At 43.4% G+C, this 14,536-nt stretch carries 10 protein-coding genes; 9 read left to right on the top strand and 1 reads right to left on the bottom strand.

Annotated features, from left to right (window positions below; translation table 11 throughout):
* Positions 1–765: 765 nt before the first annotated feature.
* From KQJ23_RS01780 to KQJ23_RS01760, 5 genes are all read left to right on the top strand, one after another.
* Positions 766–1,374, top strand: coding sequence for a GNAT family N-acetyltransferase (locus KQJ23_RS01780; protein WP_216476952.1), 609 nt, complete (start codon positions 766–768; stop codon positions 1,372–1,374).
* A 56-nt stretch (positions 1,375–1,430) separates the two neighbouring features.
* Positions 1,431–2,114, top strand: coding sequence for a hypothetical protein (locus KQJ23_RS01775; protein ID WP_216476951.1), 684 nt, complete (start codon positions 1,431–1,433; stop codon positions 2,112–2,114).
* A 387-nt stretch (positions 2,115–2,501) separates the two neighbouring features.
* The gene (locus KQJ23_RS01770) at positions 2,502–4,583 is read left to right on the top strand and encodes a pectate lyase family protein (protein ID WP_216476950.1); all 2,082 of its coding nucleotides are present in this window, start codon (positions 2,502–2,504) and stop codon (positions 4,581–4,583) included.
* A 495-nt stretch (positions 4,584–5,078) separates the two neighbouring features.
* Complete coding sequence (locus KQJ23_RS01765; protein WP_216476949.1) at positions 5,079–7,220, top strand: McrB family protein; 2,142 nt, start codon at positions 5,079–5,081, stop codon at positions 7,218–7,220.
* A complete protein-coding gene (locus KQJ23_RS01760; protein WP_216476948.1) occupies positions 7,192–9,573 on the top strand; it encodes a restriction endonuclease-like protein in 2,382 nt (793 codons plus the stop codon). The genes KQJ23_RS01765 and KQJ23_RS01760 overlap by 29 nt, the downstream gene beginning before the upstream one ends.
* A 212-nt stretch (positions 9,574–9,785) precedes the next feature.
* Here the strand turns inward: KQJ23_RS01760 and KQJ23_RS01755 are convergent, their stop codons facing one another.
* Positions 9,786–10,652 (bottom strand): hypothetical protein, encoded by an 867-nt coding sequence (locus KQJ23_RS01755; RefSeq protein ID WP_249529419.1) that lies wholly within the window; start codon positions 10,650–10,652, stop codon positions 9,786–9,788.
* Between the two features lie 102 nt (positions 10,653–10,754).
* Here KQJ23_RS01755 and KQJ23_RS01750 point away from each other — a divergent pair, with 102 nt between their 5' ends.
* The 4 genes from KQJ23_RS01750 to KQJ23_RS01735 all read left to right on the top strand — a co-directional run bounded on the left by KQJ23_RS01750 (position 10,755) and on the right by KQJ23_RS01735 (position 14,348).
* Positions 10,755–11,228 carry a hypothetical protein gene (locus KQJ23_RS01750; RefSeq protein ID WP_216476947.1) on the top strand — a complete coding sequence of 158 codons (474 nt, stop codon included), beginning with the start codon at positions 10,755–10,757 and terminating at the stop codon, positions 11,226–11,228.
* Between the two features lie 285 nt (positions 11,229–11,513).
* A complete protein-coding gene (locus KQJ23_RS01745; RefSeq protein WP_216476946.1) occupies positions 11,514–11,780 on the top strand; it encodes a DUF6809 family protein in 267 nt (88 codons plus the stop codon).
* A 157-nt stretch (positions 11,781–11,937) separates the two neighbouring features.
* Positions 11,938–13,386, top strand: coding sequence for an FAD-dependent oxidoreductase (locus KQJ23_RS01740; RefSeq protein ID WP_216477052.1), 1,449 nt, complete (start codon positions 11,938–11,940; stop codon positions 13,384–13,386).
* Between the two features lie 179 nt (positions 13,387–13,565).
* Positions 13,566–14,348 carry a sensor domain-containing protein gene (locus KQJ23_RS01735; protein WP_249529418.1) on the top strand — a complete coding sequence of 261 codons (783 nt, stop codon included), beginning with the start codon at positions 13,566–13,568 and terminating at the stop codon, positions 14,346–14,348.
* Positions 14,349–14,536 lie beyond the last annotated feature (188 nt).

Here is a 14,536-nt window from a genome sequence, read left to right as displayed (position 1 = left end):
ACCATGGTTTGAAGGCTGTTGTCTGGGTGACATCAAATCCATGGCTAATCTTCCTTACCGGCGGAGGGGAGAAGTTCTTCTTGCTTTCTAGAATAGATCGAATAAGCGACTCGCCCAGGAATTAATTAACAGCCCGTTGCAATTAGTACTCTAGAGCTTCTTTCCGCATCTATGTACGTGTGCATGTTACTGCACCCAATAATCGTTGATCTTTTGTAAGACGTAATATACACCGCCTATAGTAAAAAAAGTGTACCCAATTATATAGTGAACACGAATTTCTTCAGACTTTCGAAATTCTTTTATGAGTCTATCAATAGCGACGCAAATACCAAAGGTAAATAAAAATATAGCAAATAGGGGATAGTTATCATAAATTCGGTTTCTTGTGTATAGATAAATGGTAATCTCTCCTTTCGGGTGATGTCTTAATATTCGTTCTGGACTCTTTGTTTCCTTTATTCATATAGCAAAAAAGCGCCTCCGTATAATTGGCAGGCCTTTTTGGTTACTAACTTCTTTCGTACTTAACTGACAGGGTTTTTACCGACATTCGAGAGTATCCTAGTAAACGTATAAATTATAACGATGGTTTGAATGGGTACTGCTGGGGTGGAAATCATCCTTCTCATTACATCTGTAGAGTCTAGTGTGGGGTTAACTTATTATGGAAGTTGTACTAGAATGAAATTGTACCTACACCGAAAGGGCCCAATTGAGGCTGTGAATATGATGGGATACATAAAGGAGAACTGAGATTATATTATGCAGATGATATTAAGAGAGAGCAGACAAACGGATGAGCACGATATTGCAGAGGTAATTATGGCTTGCCACTGGGAGTCGCCTGTCGCGGATCATGAATTGCTTGCACTGCGATGGATACGACAATTTCTTGTTACGGAGCCGCAAAACGGTTATGTTCTTGAGCACCCTGACACGGGCAAGGTAGTGGGATACATTGTTTGTGTAACAGATACTATGGTCTACGAGCACGAATTTGAAATGACTTATTTTCCACAGATAATGGATAGGTTCAATGAGCTCGAAGTACAAGGCTTTGAATACCTTGAGGAGAACCGGAGGCTTTTATCCTTTACGGGAGTCCAGGACACGGGGATTGATCTGGCCAGCTACCCGGCGCATTTGCATATTAATATCCTTCCAGCGTATCAGCGGTCAGGCTATGGGGGGATGCTTTTGTCAGCCTATGAGGAAAATCTTCGAAAGCGCCGTGTGCAGGGATATCATTTAGGTACTGCAGCTGGTAATACACAGGGGATCTCATTTTACAAAAAGCATGCTCTTGATCTGCTTCATACTACGTATAAAGATGGCAAACCAGCAATCAGTTTTTTGGGAAAAAGGCTATAGAAGCATCAACTTGTATCTGAGAAGGTCACGTGGAATTCATTTAAGGAGGATGGCTGATGAGAAGGTTTGCAATAAGTATGGCGGTATTAATGCTTGTATTCCTTTTGGGATGCACCCAGGAGAGTAATCCTTCAACCCAAGAAACTCCATCCAATAAAGAAATATCCGTTGAAACGCCGGAGCCTGCAACAGACACGAATTCCTTAGAGGGCTTGGCTAATCAACAGTTTTCCATTCAGGGAGAACAGATTAGTGAAGCTGATTACGAATCCATAGAGAGCTTTGGAAAAGCCTTCGTAGATCTGTATACCGGAGCTGTAGCCGAACAGGAGACGGTATCCTTTGACAACTACATCGCTAATGAGAATCTGCTCCACTTCACGAATAAGATGCTGGAATTAGAGCAACGGCAGGAGTTAAAGGGTGGCATTGGCGTGATTTTTGGCTTGAATAATGAGTTTCAGCAAGCGGAGATCGAAAAGCTGGGCAACAACCTTTATCGTCTAAATTTAGCTTTTTCAAACCAGGGCTCCGGAATGAGCTGCCAACTATTAGTTCAGGCTGACCAAAAGTCATTGAAGATCAGTGATTTGTATTTTGGAAATAAAGATGGCGTTGATACGACGGTAACAGGCCACCCTGCTGTAAGAAAACTGGAACATCCGGAGTTATGGAATGATCAAGTCTGGGTTGATAGTGTAATGAAGAAGCTTGAAGAATACGACCTCTCATCCTCATAATATAGCAGCAGAAAAGCGGCCTTAACTGGTTCGCTTTTTTGTTTGCGTCCGGGCAAGCCTGCGTGTATCATCTCCCTGATAAATAATCATTAACTCAGAATAAACCAGATATGGAAAAATGATTATTTCGGAACTGCCTCAAGGCTGATATGCTTGGGGTGAAAAAATTCCAAAAAATGTAGTTTTTAATCATGTCAATCCAATCTCCTGCTTTAAGAGGAGTTTCTGTTCATTAAGGGCCCGACGGGAGAGGTACTTTAAATTCCGGTTTAGCTGTCCGGACAGTTGAACCACGAAATCCATCCGTGAGAGGAGGAGGTAGAGAGCTCGAATTTATTGCAAGCGTTTACAATTTGGCTAGTTACCATTATAAGAGGAGGAAATCAAATGAAGAACAGTATTGCTAGGGTAACCGGCATGGTCTTGATGTTTTCTCTGATCCTATCTTTACTGGCAGGAGGATGGGGGAATACAACCGCCCGCGCTGCCGGGGTGTCAATCATCGACGGAGGAGGCTGGAATGAAACGGCATATGTAAAATGGTCCCCTGTAAGCAATGCGGAAGGATACAATGTATATGTTAAGCCCGCAGGCGCATCCGACTCCAGTTATCAGCAACTAGATAATGAGTTGATCCGGCAATACCCTTCCTATTGGAGAGCGGATGCCGTAGGCCTTGTGGCCGGAAATTATGTGATGAAGGTGGAGGCCAGACTGGCGAACGGTTCATCGGTAAATGCCGTTTCCGGCAATCTATCTGTAAAGGCATATGATCGGTCGGGCTTTGCCTTCTCCTCGGACTCGCCATACGGGACAGGCTCAGGGGCTTACAACGATAACGGGACACTTAAGAATGGTGCTCAAGTGATTTATGTAACCTCCAAGACCGCACGAACCGTAACCCTTGATGTGAAGACCAATAGCTCTGGCCGTGTGCAGACGGGCGTTGGTATCGGGGAGATTTTGAACCTGAGACAAAAAGGGTATGATACAACCCCGCTTGCTATCCGGTTTATTGGAAAAGTTACGGGTGACGACATGAGCGGACAACTGAACAGCAGCGGCTACCTTCAAGTCAAAGGCAAAAATAATTATTCAGAAATGAATATCACGCTGGAAGGGATCGGAGACGACGCCTACGCTTACGGGTGGGGACTCCTTCTCCGCTATGTTGGGAATGTAGAAGTGAGAAACCTGGGCTTCATGCTGTTCCCTGACGATGGGATCTCGATGGATACGGGCAACGTCAATGTGTGGGTTCATAACAATGATCTGTTCTATGGAGCCGCAGGCGGAGATGCGGACCAAGCCAAGGGAGATGGCTCTACGGACCTGAAAAAGGGCTCGACCTACATTACAATCTCATATAATCACTACTGGGATTCGGGAAAAGCATCCCTGGTCGGTTTGAGTGAAACAGAGGAATTCTTCGTTACCTTCCATCATAACTGGTTTGATCATTCGGATTCCCGTCATCCGCGCATCAGAGTGGCATCCGTTCATATATATAATAACTTCTATGACGGAGTCTCTAAGTACGGTGTCGGGGTTACCACTGGAGCTTCGGCCTTTGTGGAATCCAATTATTTTAGACATGCCAGATATCCGATGCTCAGCTCCTTGCAAGGTACGGATGCTTTAGGAGCAGGAACATTCTCGGGCGAAAACGGGGGCGTAATCAAGGCTTATAACAACACTATTGTGAATGCGGACAGTCTGATCTATGCCAACTCCAATGCTGGAACCGCTTCGGCTAATGCAACCTCCTTCGATGCGTACCTGGCTTCCTCGAGAAGTGAAACCGTGCCAAACTCCTACAAAGCATTGAAGGGCGGAACGGCTTATAATAACTTCGATACAAGGGTTGATACCGGAGTGAGCAGCTCCGACATTGATAACGTAAGCAGTGTGGAACAAATCGTTACCGCTGAGGCCGGACGCCTGAACAACGGAGACTTTACATGGACATTCAATGATTCCGTTGACGACACATCCTATGCGCTCAATACGGCACTAATGGCTCAAATAACTAGCTACAAAACACAGCTTGTATCCGTTGGGGGGAATTCAACTTCTGATCCGGGTACAGACCCTGGTACGGACCCAGGAACAGATCCAGGAACTAATCCAACGCCTGGTGAGCAAGTTCATAATTTTACCGCCTCCGGCTTGAACAGCAACTTCTTCACGATCGCGGGGAACCTGTCAACAACCAAGGGAACCGTCACATACAACGGATTGACGCTCACCCAATGCTTGAAAATCGAGAGCTCAACCAGCATAAACTTTACCACCACGAAAGCTGCGACGTTAACCATGGTATTTAACTCGCCCGACGGAACAAAAATTAAGATTGATGGAACGAATTATGCTATGACTGGCGGGATCGTGAGCGTACCGCTTGCTGCCGGAGCGCATAGTATTATGAAGGCCGATGTTACTAATCTTTATTATATGGTGTTGGAGTAGGTTGGAAGAGGGGGAATGGAGTGTTGAACTGAATGGGCTGGGGGTAAAACGAATTATTGATAGAAAAAGTTCGAGCTTGTACTAGATATAATATACAGATATTGAAATGCGGTGGGTATGATGATTAAGCTGTCATCATACCCATTTTTATGTGAGAGGGGTTATTTTGTGTGGGTGACTCCGAAGAGGGGGCCGAGTCCCCTTGCTTCCTTATGAAGTATCAAAAAGTGAACTTGCGCTATTCCTCTTATTGCCCGTATATCATAATTTTCTCGCCAAAGTGAGTTTATTTTTTGACAAGCTATATCTACTGCAGCAATACAGCAAAAAGCTTATCGAGGCTTCCTTGTATTTTGAACTTGTTACAAAGACTTTTGTCACGTGGTGAATATAAGGTGTAGTTCATAGAAGTGCAACACATATCAGATTTTAAGAGGATTCAAAGATGATTTGTTGAAATAAAATAATATCAAATCAGAAGAAACGAGGGTCAACATGATTACTCAAGTAAGAAGCTGGACACATGATGATTCGATTCCAAATATAATCGGCAGAAAAAAAGTGGATTATTCTATTTTTGAATATGGATCGACAATACCAAATGATTTTAAGGAGTATTTTTTTCGAGCAAACGGTGGGGAGGAAATCACTAAAGGTAGTGGCAAGCAAATCACACTTTTGTATGAAGGTAAGGAATATACCGCTTCATTAAGAAATGTTGATCAGTTAAGTGCTGGCCGGGAGACATTACAGCTAAGATATCATTCAAATGAATTAAAGGAGTTATTAGTATCTGTATTTGATTCTAGTTATAAATACATAATGGAACGGAAACCAACAGATCCAGGGAATAAAAAGCAAGTAAGCATTCCGGATGAGTGGGCCGAATATATTGAATTTTACTCAACAGGTGAACCATATAAATATGAAATGAAACTGATTCCCTTCGTGGGTTCTAAAGCCCCTAACATCTGGTGGGTCAATCAAGGTTCGACCATTAATGTAGAAAAAGAAGACGGAATACTATGGGCACCTTTGTCTGGAAAAGGTGGGCGCTCTCAATACCATTGGGATACAATGGATGAAGTGAAAAAAGGAGATATCATTTTACATTATGCTAATGGATCATTGCGTTTTGTAAGCAAAGCAATCGAGGACCCTGTCAATGCTCCAAAGCCTAGCTCGATGGTAAGTTCGAGTTGGGAGGAACAAGGTAGGCTTATTCGTACTGAGTACTTTGCGATTGAACCTATCATTCCCTTGAGTAGCTTTTCTCAGGAAATTTTAAAGTTAAACATTCATCAAGGACCTATTCATTCTGCTGGTGGGGTTAAGCAGGGTTATTTATTTCGGTTCTCCATTCAAGGATTGAAAATAATTCAAAGTCAATCTCCTCAAGTAGATTGGCCAGAATTTACGGAGTTTAAGGGAGATTATGATATGGAAGAGGTAGAAAACGTGCTGTCCTTGATTGATGATGAAGAGGTAGTGGAAGTTATAAATGGGATCAAAGCCTATATTAATAACATGGGTTTTTATTATCCACCGCACCTTATCGAAAACTTCTACCTCTCCCTAAAAACCAGACCCTTTGTTATCCTAGCAGGCGTTTCGGGAACGGGGAAAACAAAGCTGATCAAACTCTTTGCTGAGGCTGTGGGTGCTACTACGGATAATGGTCAATTTACGCTAATTCCTGTCCGACCGGATTGGAGCGATCCATCGGATCTAATAGGCTACAGTGATTTGTCAGGGAAATTCCGCCCGGGCCAGGTGACTAAAGTGCTATTGAAGGCATCAAGAAACCGGAGTAGACCTTATTTCATCTGCCTTGATGAGATGAATTTAGCTAGAGTGGAGCATTATTTCAGCGATATCCTCAGCATTCTCGAGACCCAGAAGTGGGAAGACGAGAGTATTGTAACTGACCCGGTCATTCAAGAAGATTCCCTTATGCAGGGTGAAGATCAACGGACATATGGCAATCTGTCAATTCCTGAGAATGTATATTTGATCGGAACGGTCAATATGGATGAGACGACTCATCCGTTTAGTAAAAAGGTGCTCGACCGTGCAAATACGATAGAGTTCAATGATATCTATTTAGCTCAGTTTCCCGATGAGGAGCCAGGAATGGAGCTTAGCTCAGCACCTACTCCGAATCAGTTCCTTAGAAGTGACTATCTTCAGCTTGTGGATGCATTCAATGCGGATACCAAAGCCCTAATCACGAAGACAACCCATTCCCTAGTACAAATTAATAATATTCTAGAGGAGATTCATGCTCATGTAGGGTTCCGAATTCGGGATGCGGTATGTTTTTATATGCTCTATAATCAGAGATTTAGCTTGTGTTCTGAGGAAGAAGCGTTTGATCGTCAATTACTCCAAAAAATACTGCCGCGAATCCAAGGTAGCAGTGTATCAATCAAAAAAGTTCTTTTAAAATTGTTGAAGGAGTGCGTGGTTGCAACATTTGCTGAAAATGACTATTTGGAGGATTTAGGCTCTTTATTCGAGGGAACTAAGCTCAATCGAATGATAAGTGAGGCTAAGTATCCGCTAAGTGCAAGAAAAATCGCTTCTATGTTACGGAGGCTTGAGGAAGATGGGTTCACCTCTTACTGGTTATCATAATGCCCCGATTGAGCTGCTACGAATAGAGACTAATCTGTTTGATCTCTATATCAAAGGGAAACCGTTTCATCCCACCGTTGAGACTTTACAGCTTCATCGTCAGGAGGGGGGCGTATGGTCTGATGCCCATTTTCATGTGGAAGCTCCCTTTTCGAAATTGGAGATACAATCAATACAAGTGTTTTCTCATCAGACATCAGGCCTCCAAGCTTGGAAGCCTGGCGATCCGGCAGGGCCTTTGTTTTTCGAAACGCAGCCTTATGAACTTGTTGTGGAAAAAGAGTCAGAACTCCCCATTGTCTTTTTTCATGAAAATGCACACCTACGGCAGGCAATAAAAGCCTTGGGTAAGAAGGGGAGAATCTTGTCGGGTGTGCTTAACTTTGGAAATGATGTCGGTCTGTCGGAGCTAGAATTTCGCCTGCATGGCGAGGTCATCTTCAGGCTGCAGCTCGAAGTATTCCCTTCCAAAATGGATTACAAGCGTGATTACGAAGTGATTTTGCGGGAGGTTAATGATCAGATATACAATCTGTCTTTTGACTTTCTTCGCAAGACGTTTCATCTCACAGGGTTAAGGGAAACGCGGCACCAGAGTCTGACGGAGTTTTTTACGATATTACAGCAGGCTTTTGGGCAGCTTACCCAGGGGATCGATCGCATCAAAAATGCGCCGCATTACAAAATGCGCCGTGAATCTCATCTGGTAGAGGCCTCTAGAGCGAAGCGGGTAGGGAAGGAGAACATTGCTTTTTTGCGAAAAAGACCGGAGCTTTTTGCTCAGGGACAACAGCTACCTACTCATGTGCTTGAAGCTAAGCGATATATGGACTTTGATACAGCGGAGAACCGCTTCGTTCGCTGGGCATTAGTACGAATTTCTTCAAAGTTAAATGAACTCAGAAAGTATGTTGTGAAAAAGAAAAATCCAGATCCCCTATTGCTCAAAAAAATTGACCTGATGAACACGCAGTTACAACGACTATTGAAGCAAGACTTTTTAGATGTTGGGGATATGAAACGGGTTTCTTTGACGCTCGTACTGCAAATGGCTCCGGGATATCGAGAAGTATACCGGATCTATCTCTTACTCATGAAGGGTCTTTCGATCCAAGGGGACTTATTCCGCTTATCTATGAAGGACATGGCACAGCTATACGAGTATTGGTGTTTCTTGAAAATCCATGAATTATTGCAGCGAAAATATGAGTTAATTAGTCAAGACTTTATCAAACTGAATCGAAATGGTCTTTTTGTTACGCTAAATCAAAGCAAAAAGGCAAAAATCGTCTATCGTAATCCGCGTAATGGCGAGATATTTACCCTGTATTACAACTCCCTACCTACCGGGGATGGTGATTCTACTTTAAAACAAAGGCCTGATAATGTACTAGCATTAAAAAAGAATGATGCTGCTATTGAGTATAAATATGTCTTTGATGCAAAATATCGTCTGAATCCAGCCTATGAAGGGACCCCTTATGGGAAGAAGTACAATCAACCCGGTCCGGAGGAAGACGATATTAACACGATGCACCGTTATCGGGATGCGATTGTGTACAAGGATAGACGTAACGGTGAGTATGAACGGAGTATGTTCGGGGCTTATGTGCTTTTTCCATATTCTGATGAGGAGAAGTTTAAGGAGCATCCTTTATATAAGAGCATTCAGTTAGTCAACATTGGGGCAATTCCGTTTCTACCGAACGCAACAAATCTTATGGCACAAATTCTTGACGAAATGATTCAAGATAGTCCAGAAAAGGCCTACGAACGTTCCACTCGTCCACGCGGGACGAAGGAATATTACTTCAACAAGTTTGTGGGTAAGAATGTCCTTGTCGGATCATTGAGAGAGCCAGCCCAATTGAATCTAGCATTAACGCATCGTTTCTACCATATGCCACTCAAAAACATTGCTGATCATAAGCTTCTCACCCAAATTGAATACATCGCAATGTGTCAGTCGCGTAAGAAGTTCAAGGGGCAAGGGAATACAGGTATTGAGTGGTACGGACGGGTCCTGGACTGGAAGGTCGTTCGGAGAAGTGAGATCACGGAACGACCCGCTCGCCCCGGGACGGAAGAAGAGCTATATGTTAAGTTTGCGATTGAATGTTGGGAGCAGCGAGACAAGCCTATAGCTCTAGGAGGACAAGGAATTTACACTTGCTTGTATACGAGCAAATATATGTTTGATCGGGCCAGTGAAATTGCGGAGCTGAAGCTGGAAAATGAAGAAGACTTAAGATTATGGCGTGAGGCTCGAAGAGTCGGTAAGGTCAAAGTGCAGTTAGATCATGAACATGTGGATTTGGCAGAATCGGTATTGGGGATTGAGGTGGAGGACTAAGTGACGAAATTGCCAATATAAATTTCCAGGATTATCATTCTTCTATCTGAGATTAGCCTGTATTGTGTAACAAGCTGTATAGAGTATAGAAAAATATCCTAGAAAACCAAGGAGCTAGGATAATTAGCTTAACTCCTTGGTTTTTTTATTAATTATTTCATATTCAGTATTATGAATAACTAAAGTTGCTTTTTAATGTACTATTCAGACCTTTAATCCCAAAGGTTTGTGCCCCACCAGCCTTTTGCAATACTCACAAACAGATAATTACCCCCTCCTACTGTAGGTAGCAAAGAAGTGTCAATTGTGTGCGGAGTATACTTATATAATGAATATGTCGCTTTATTTTTTACCCATACATAATTATTATAAGTTACTCCATTTGAAGTTACCGTTTTCCCAAAATTGATATTTGTAAAAACTTTAGGATATCCAGTAGCTGGAGCTTCATCGTATCTCTTTTTTAATGTAGCGGTCCCACCAGATATTTGTAAGTTAAATCCCCCTTTAGTATAGTCGTCACCGCTATCTGTTGCGCCATACCCCATCGCGAAGTAGAAACGGCGAGAAGAGTAAGCTACTGTACCTGGTTTTGCTGTAACCAAAGAAGATTCCTTTTGTAGGGTAGCCAGCACAACTTTAGGATTTACTCCATTGGACTTTGCATTACTTGCGATTGAGGAAGCTGCATTAATTGTATCTCCTTTAAAATAAGGTTTCCCAGAGGTATCCAAATAGTAGATAAGTACGGTATCCTTCAGTATCGAGTCCTTAGATTCAAGGAATGTCTGGATCGAATCTGAAGTCATAGTCGATGTATTTGTAAATTGAGAATCCGAAATAAGTTGATTCATATCTATACCTTTTATAATAGTGTCCTCATAAACAGTTGTAGACATAGGGGAAATAATAAGATTTGAATCAGTAGTAGATGTCATCAGATTCTCAAATTCAGTAACCCCGACTTTCTTTTCCTCAACCAAATGATTATTGTTAAATGTCTTGATTGCAGTTAGCCTTTTTGAAGCATCTCGCTCATATACCTGTTTACCATTGTAGGAGTCGATAGATTCAATCATAGTGCCGTTAGAATCATATAAGTATTGGATTTCATTTCTATTTACATTCTATTAAATACAAAAATATCCTTTTTTATTAAAAAAATAAATAGGAGGGATTTTATGAGAATATGGAAATCGATTGTTATCTATTTGCTACTAGGTGTAATTATATTGGCCTGCAACAAATCTACTGTTGAAAAGGAGACCTATAATTTAAATCTCACTAGTATTAATGTCTTCCTTTACAGAGATGGCTCTACAAAAGTACAACCGGAACTAATAAAGGTAGAAAGTGATCCGCAAACCATGAAACAAGCTCTCGACTGGAAAAAGGATAGTGAGCCCACTGCTATGCCTTCTACTTATAAGATTGATCATATTTATGTCCTCCAATATTTTTACGGAGGAGAAAACCTAAGATCAGAGTATTATATGTACGTAACAGATGATGATGGGAACAACTATATAAAGCAATTTGAATACAATAGTTCCTATGATTCTTATGAGGGTTCTCAGACAAAAGAAGAAATAATGAGTAAGGTCGGTCCTGAAGGATGGAACAAAGTCGCAGCTTTAGAACTATTATTGCAGTAAGTCTTACTCGTTAATAATTATTCACGCAAGCCACGGGGTAACCAGATTGAGAAGATGTATCTCTTATATAGTGTCCTAACCTGGGCTTTTCCTGAATTTTAGCCTTCATAGAATCATATTTGGCAGAGTCAGCGTCGGGGATTCAGGTGATATTGAATAAAAATCAATTTTCAAGGCACCTACCAGGTGCCTTTTTTATCTTCACCTACAAGCTACACGCATTCACGTACCACATGGCAATTCTATTTTTGGTACACTTTTAAGAAAAAGTGTGGAGGTCTCCCCATGCCCAATTTCCTCGAATCTTTATACTACGGCGAACTCATTCCTAATGAAGCCAATGTCCCCCGTGATCCGCAATACCGCCAGTTAAGCAGACAAGTGTCCGAGTCCATGGATTCGTGGAAAGGAAAACTCTCCGTCGATGAGTTTCGCGAACTGGAGGAACTGTTTGAGCTTTATCAAAAGCTTCAGAGCATGGAACTGGCGGCATCTTTTTCGCAGGGATTTCGGCTGGGGGTACGGATGGTAGTTGAAGTGTACGTTGAGTGATGGAATAATCATCCACCTATTCACGAATGGTATTCACGGGGATTGCCCTATACATGGGTGATCACCTTTTTTTATACAAATCCTCCCTGCTAAATTCCCCCTTTTCCACCGATAATATAGTTGAACCAATTATCCGTAGGGAGTGGGACATAAAGTGATGGGAATGAAAAAGATTTCAATGTGCATGGTATTGCTGCTGGTTGTGGCGCTGTTTGTGCAGGTGCCTGGCATTTCTCTGGCGGCAAAGGAGGCGGCTTCGGCCAAAACCTCCGGCGATGAGGTCCTGCATTATGATGTGGTCGTCATCGGCAGTGAGCTTCAGGGTGTGCTTCTGGCCAAGTCCGCCCGCGATCAGGGGCTGAATGTTCTTATTCTTGACCCTCGCAGCAAGCCGGGCGGTGAGCTGATTCAGGGTCAGATGATCGTGCTGGACGAGCCCAATGACAATAAGGGACACAGCCTGGTTCAAGGAACGCTGAAGCCGCTGTATGCCGATTATAAAGCAGGAAATGTTCGCAAGCTGGCTTCATTTGAAAAATTTTATCAGAATCTGGTCCAGGGCATTCCGCTGAAAAGCGGCATTGTCATTGAGTCTGTGAAGACTCAGGGAGAAGGCAGCGATAAGACGTTGAAATCTCTGACATACAAGAACCGGCTCGGAAACCGGTTTACGGTTGAGGCGGAGTACTGGGTGGAGAATACAGACTTTAATGCGCTGACTGGCAAGCTTGGAGAGAGCCGTATTCCCGGGATGGAGAGTATATATGACGGGCAGAAGCCCGATTATATGGCCGCTACATATATGTTGAATTTTAAAAATGTCAATTGGAACAAGCTGCATCAGGCGGTGCTGGAGGATTACCCGCTGACCAATGTCCGTAAGAAGTACGGTGCCAACACCTATGTGGACTGGAACTTTGCCGCAGGGTTCAGCAACATTACATACAATTATAAGCCGCAGGATAAGCTGTTTATGCTGCGGGGACTCAATGCAACATATCAAAAGGACGGCGATGTCGTGATCAACGCACTGCTCGTGTACGATGTCGATCCTTCCGATCCGAAGTCGGTGGAGAATGCGGTAAGCAAGGCGAAGAAGGAAGCGCCGTATATCCTCGCATTTTTACAGAAGAACATTCCTGGCTTTGAAAAGGCGAAGTTGGGAGAACTTCCAGAATACTTGTACATTCGTGATTACAACCGTTATGAGACGAAGTATGTACTGGATTACCAAGACCTGATGTCTAGCCGGATGTTCTGGGATAACGTTACGATTGGCGGATATGCTGTTGATCTGCAGGCCACCCGGGCTGTCACGAAGGGCATCGGCTACGGCAAGCCGGACCGCTATGGAATTCCGCTGCGTTCTTTCATGCTGAAGTCGTATGACAATGTCCTTGTCGCAGGCAAGAATGTCGGAGCATCTATCAAGGCCTATGGCAGTGCCCGGATTGTACCGACGACGGCTCTGGCCGGCCAGACGATCGGCATCATTCTGGGCCGGGAGCTGAAACAGGGCAAACGCCTGGACGAGCTGACCCAAGCCGACTTCAAGCGGATTCATCAGTATTTGGAGAAGGATTACAAGATTGTCGTGAATAAGTAGGGCACGCCCAAGAAAACCATCCTTTCCGGGATGGTTTTCTCTATGGATAAGGCTGCAACCCTAGCCTAAAGTCTAGGCTCAGACACCCCTTAAGACGGTTATGTCACGCCAGAAAGGCAGATATAATAGGTTTATAAAACCTAGTGCGTGATTTATGAAGACCAAAGGGGTGTTTGCAATTGAAGGCAGAAGAAACGAATACGATGGCACGGGCGGGAAAGGTGAATTGGGCGCTGTTTAATCCTAAGACATATGCGACGATCCTCTACTTATTGCTATCTCTTCCGTTAGGGATTGTATATTTGACAATAGCGATCACAGGGCTTGCCCTATCGATCGGTTTGACTCCGGTATTTATCGGGATTCCGCTGTTTTTTGGAGTAGCTAAGATGTTGAATGGGATTGTGAAGTTTGAGCAAAGCCTGATTCGTCATATATTAGGGTTGCCGACGCCTCCTGCTTCGGCTCCAAGCCAGCCGCAGACAGAAGCCGGGCAGAATTGGCTGCAGCGCATGGTGAAGGGATTTGACGGTGAGCTATTCTTTAGAAATCTTATGCTCGTCTTTCTCCGGTTTGTAACGGGGATTGTCTTCTTTGCTGTAATGGTCACGGCCATTTCACTGGGACTCGGATTTATTGCTCTGCCTGTAGTGCATATCATCCTGATGAATGAAATACAGGTGGATATATTAGAAAATAACCTGTTTCAGTATTTCCACATCGATTGGTCCTATAATCAGCAATATCTGCTATACGTAGGCTTTGGGCTTGTGCTCTTCTTGATCGCACTTCGCGTGGTAAATGGGCTCATGCAAGTTCAGCGTAGAATCATGTATGTGGACGAGTCCTATCTGCAGCCGTCGCCAGAGCCTGTTGAGGCCCAGTTCTTTGCGCCTGTTCAGCCAAGCTATGGGGAGTTTGAAGACAATAAACCCGCACAAGAGAAGGCGTGGCTTGCTTAAGGAGAGTTGAAAGGACGATACGACGCACAGCGACAAAAAGACACTGACCGAATGAGGTCAGTGTCTTTTTACGTTGATGGGCAAGGCTGACCGGATAAAGAAACTTACGTTGTATTCTTCCTTGGTTGACACAATAGGTTTATTGGAATAAACTCTCTTAAAGAAGGTTTATTTCAATAAACCTATGG

The sequence above is a fragment of the Paenibacillus brevis genome (assembly GCF_018919145.1).
In the GTDB taxonomy this organism is placed as follows: domain Bacteria; phylum Bacillota; class Bacilli; order Paenibacillales; family Paenibacillaceae; genus Fontibacillus; species Fontibacillus brevis.
This window is presented reverse-complemented; position numbering and strand designations above follow the sequence as displayed.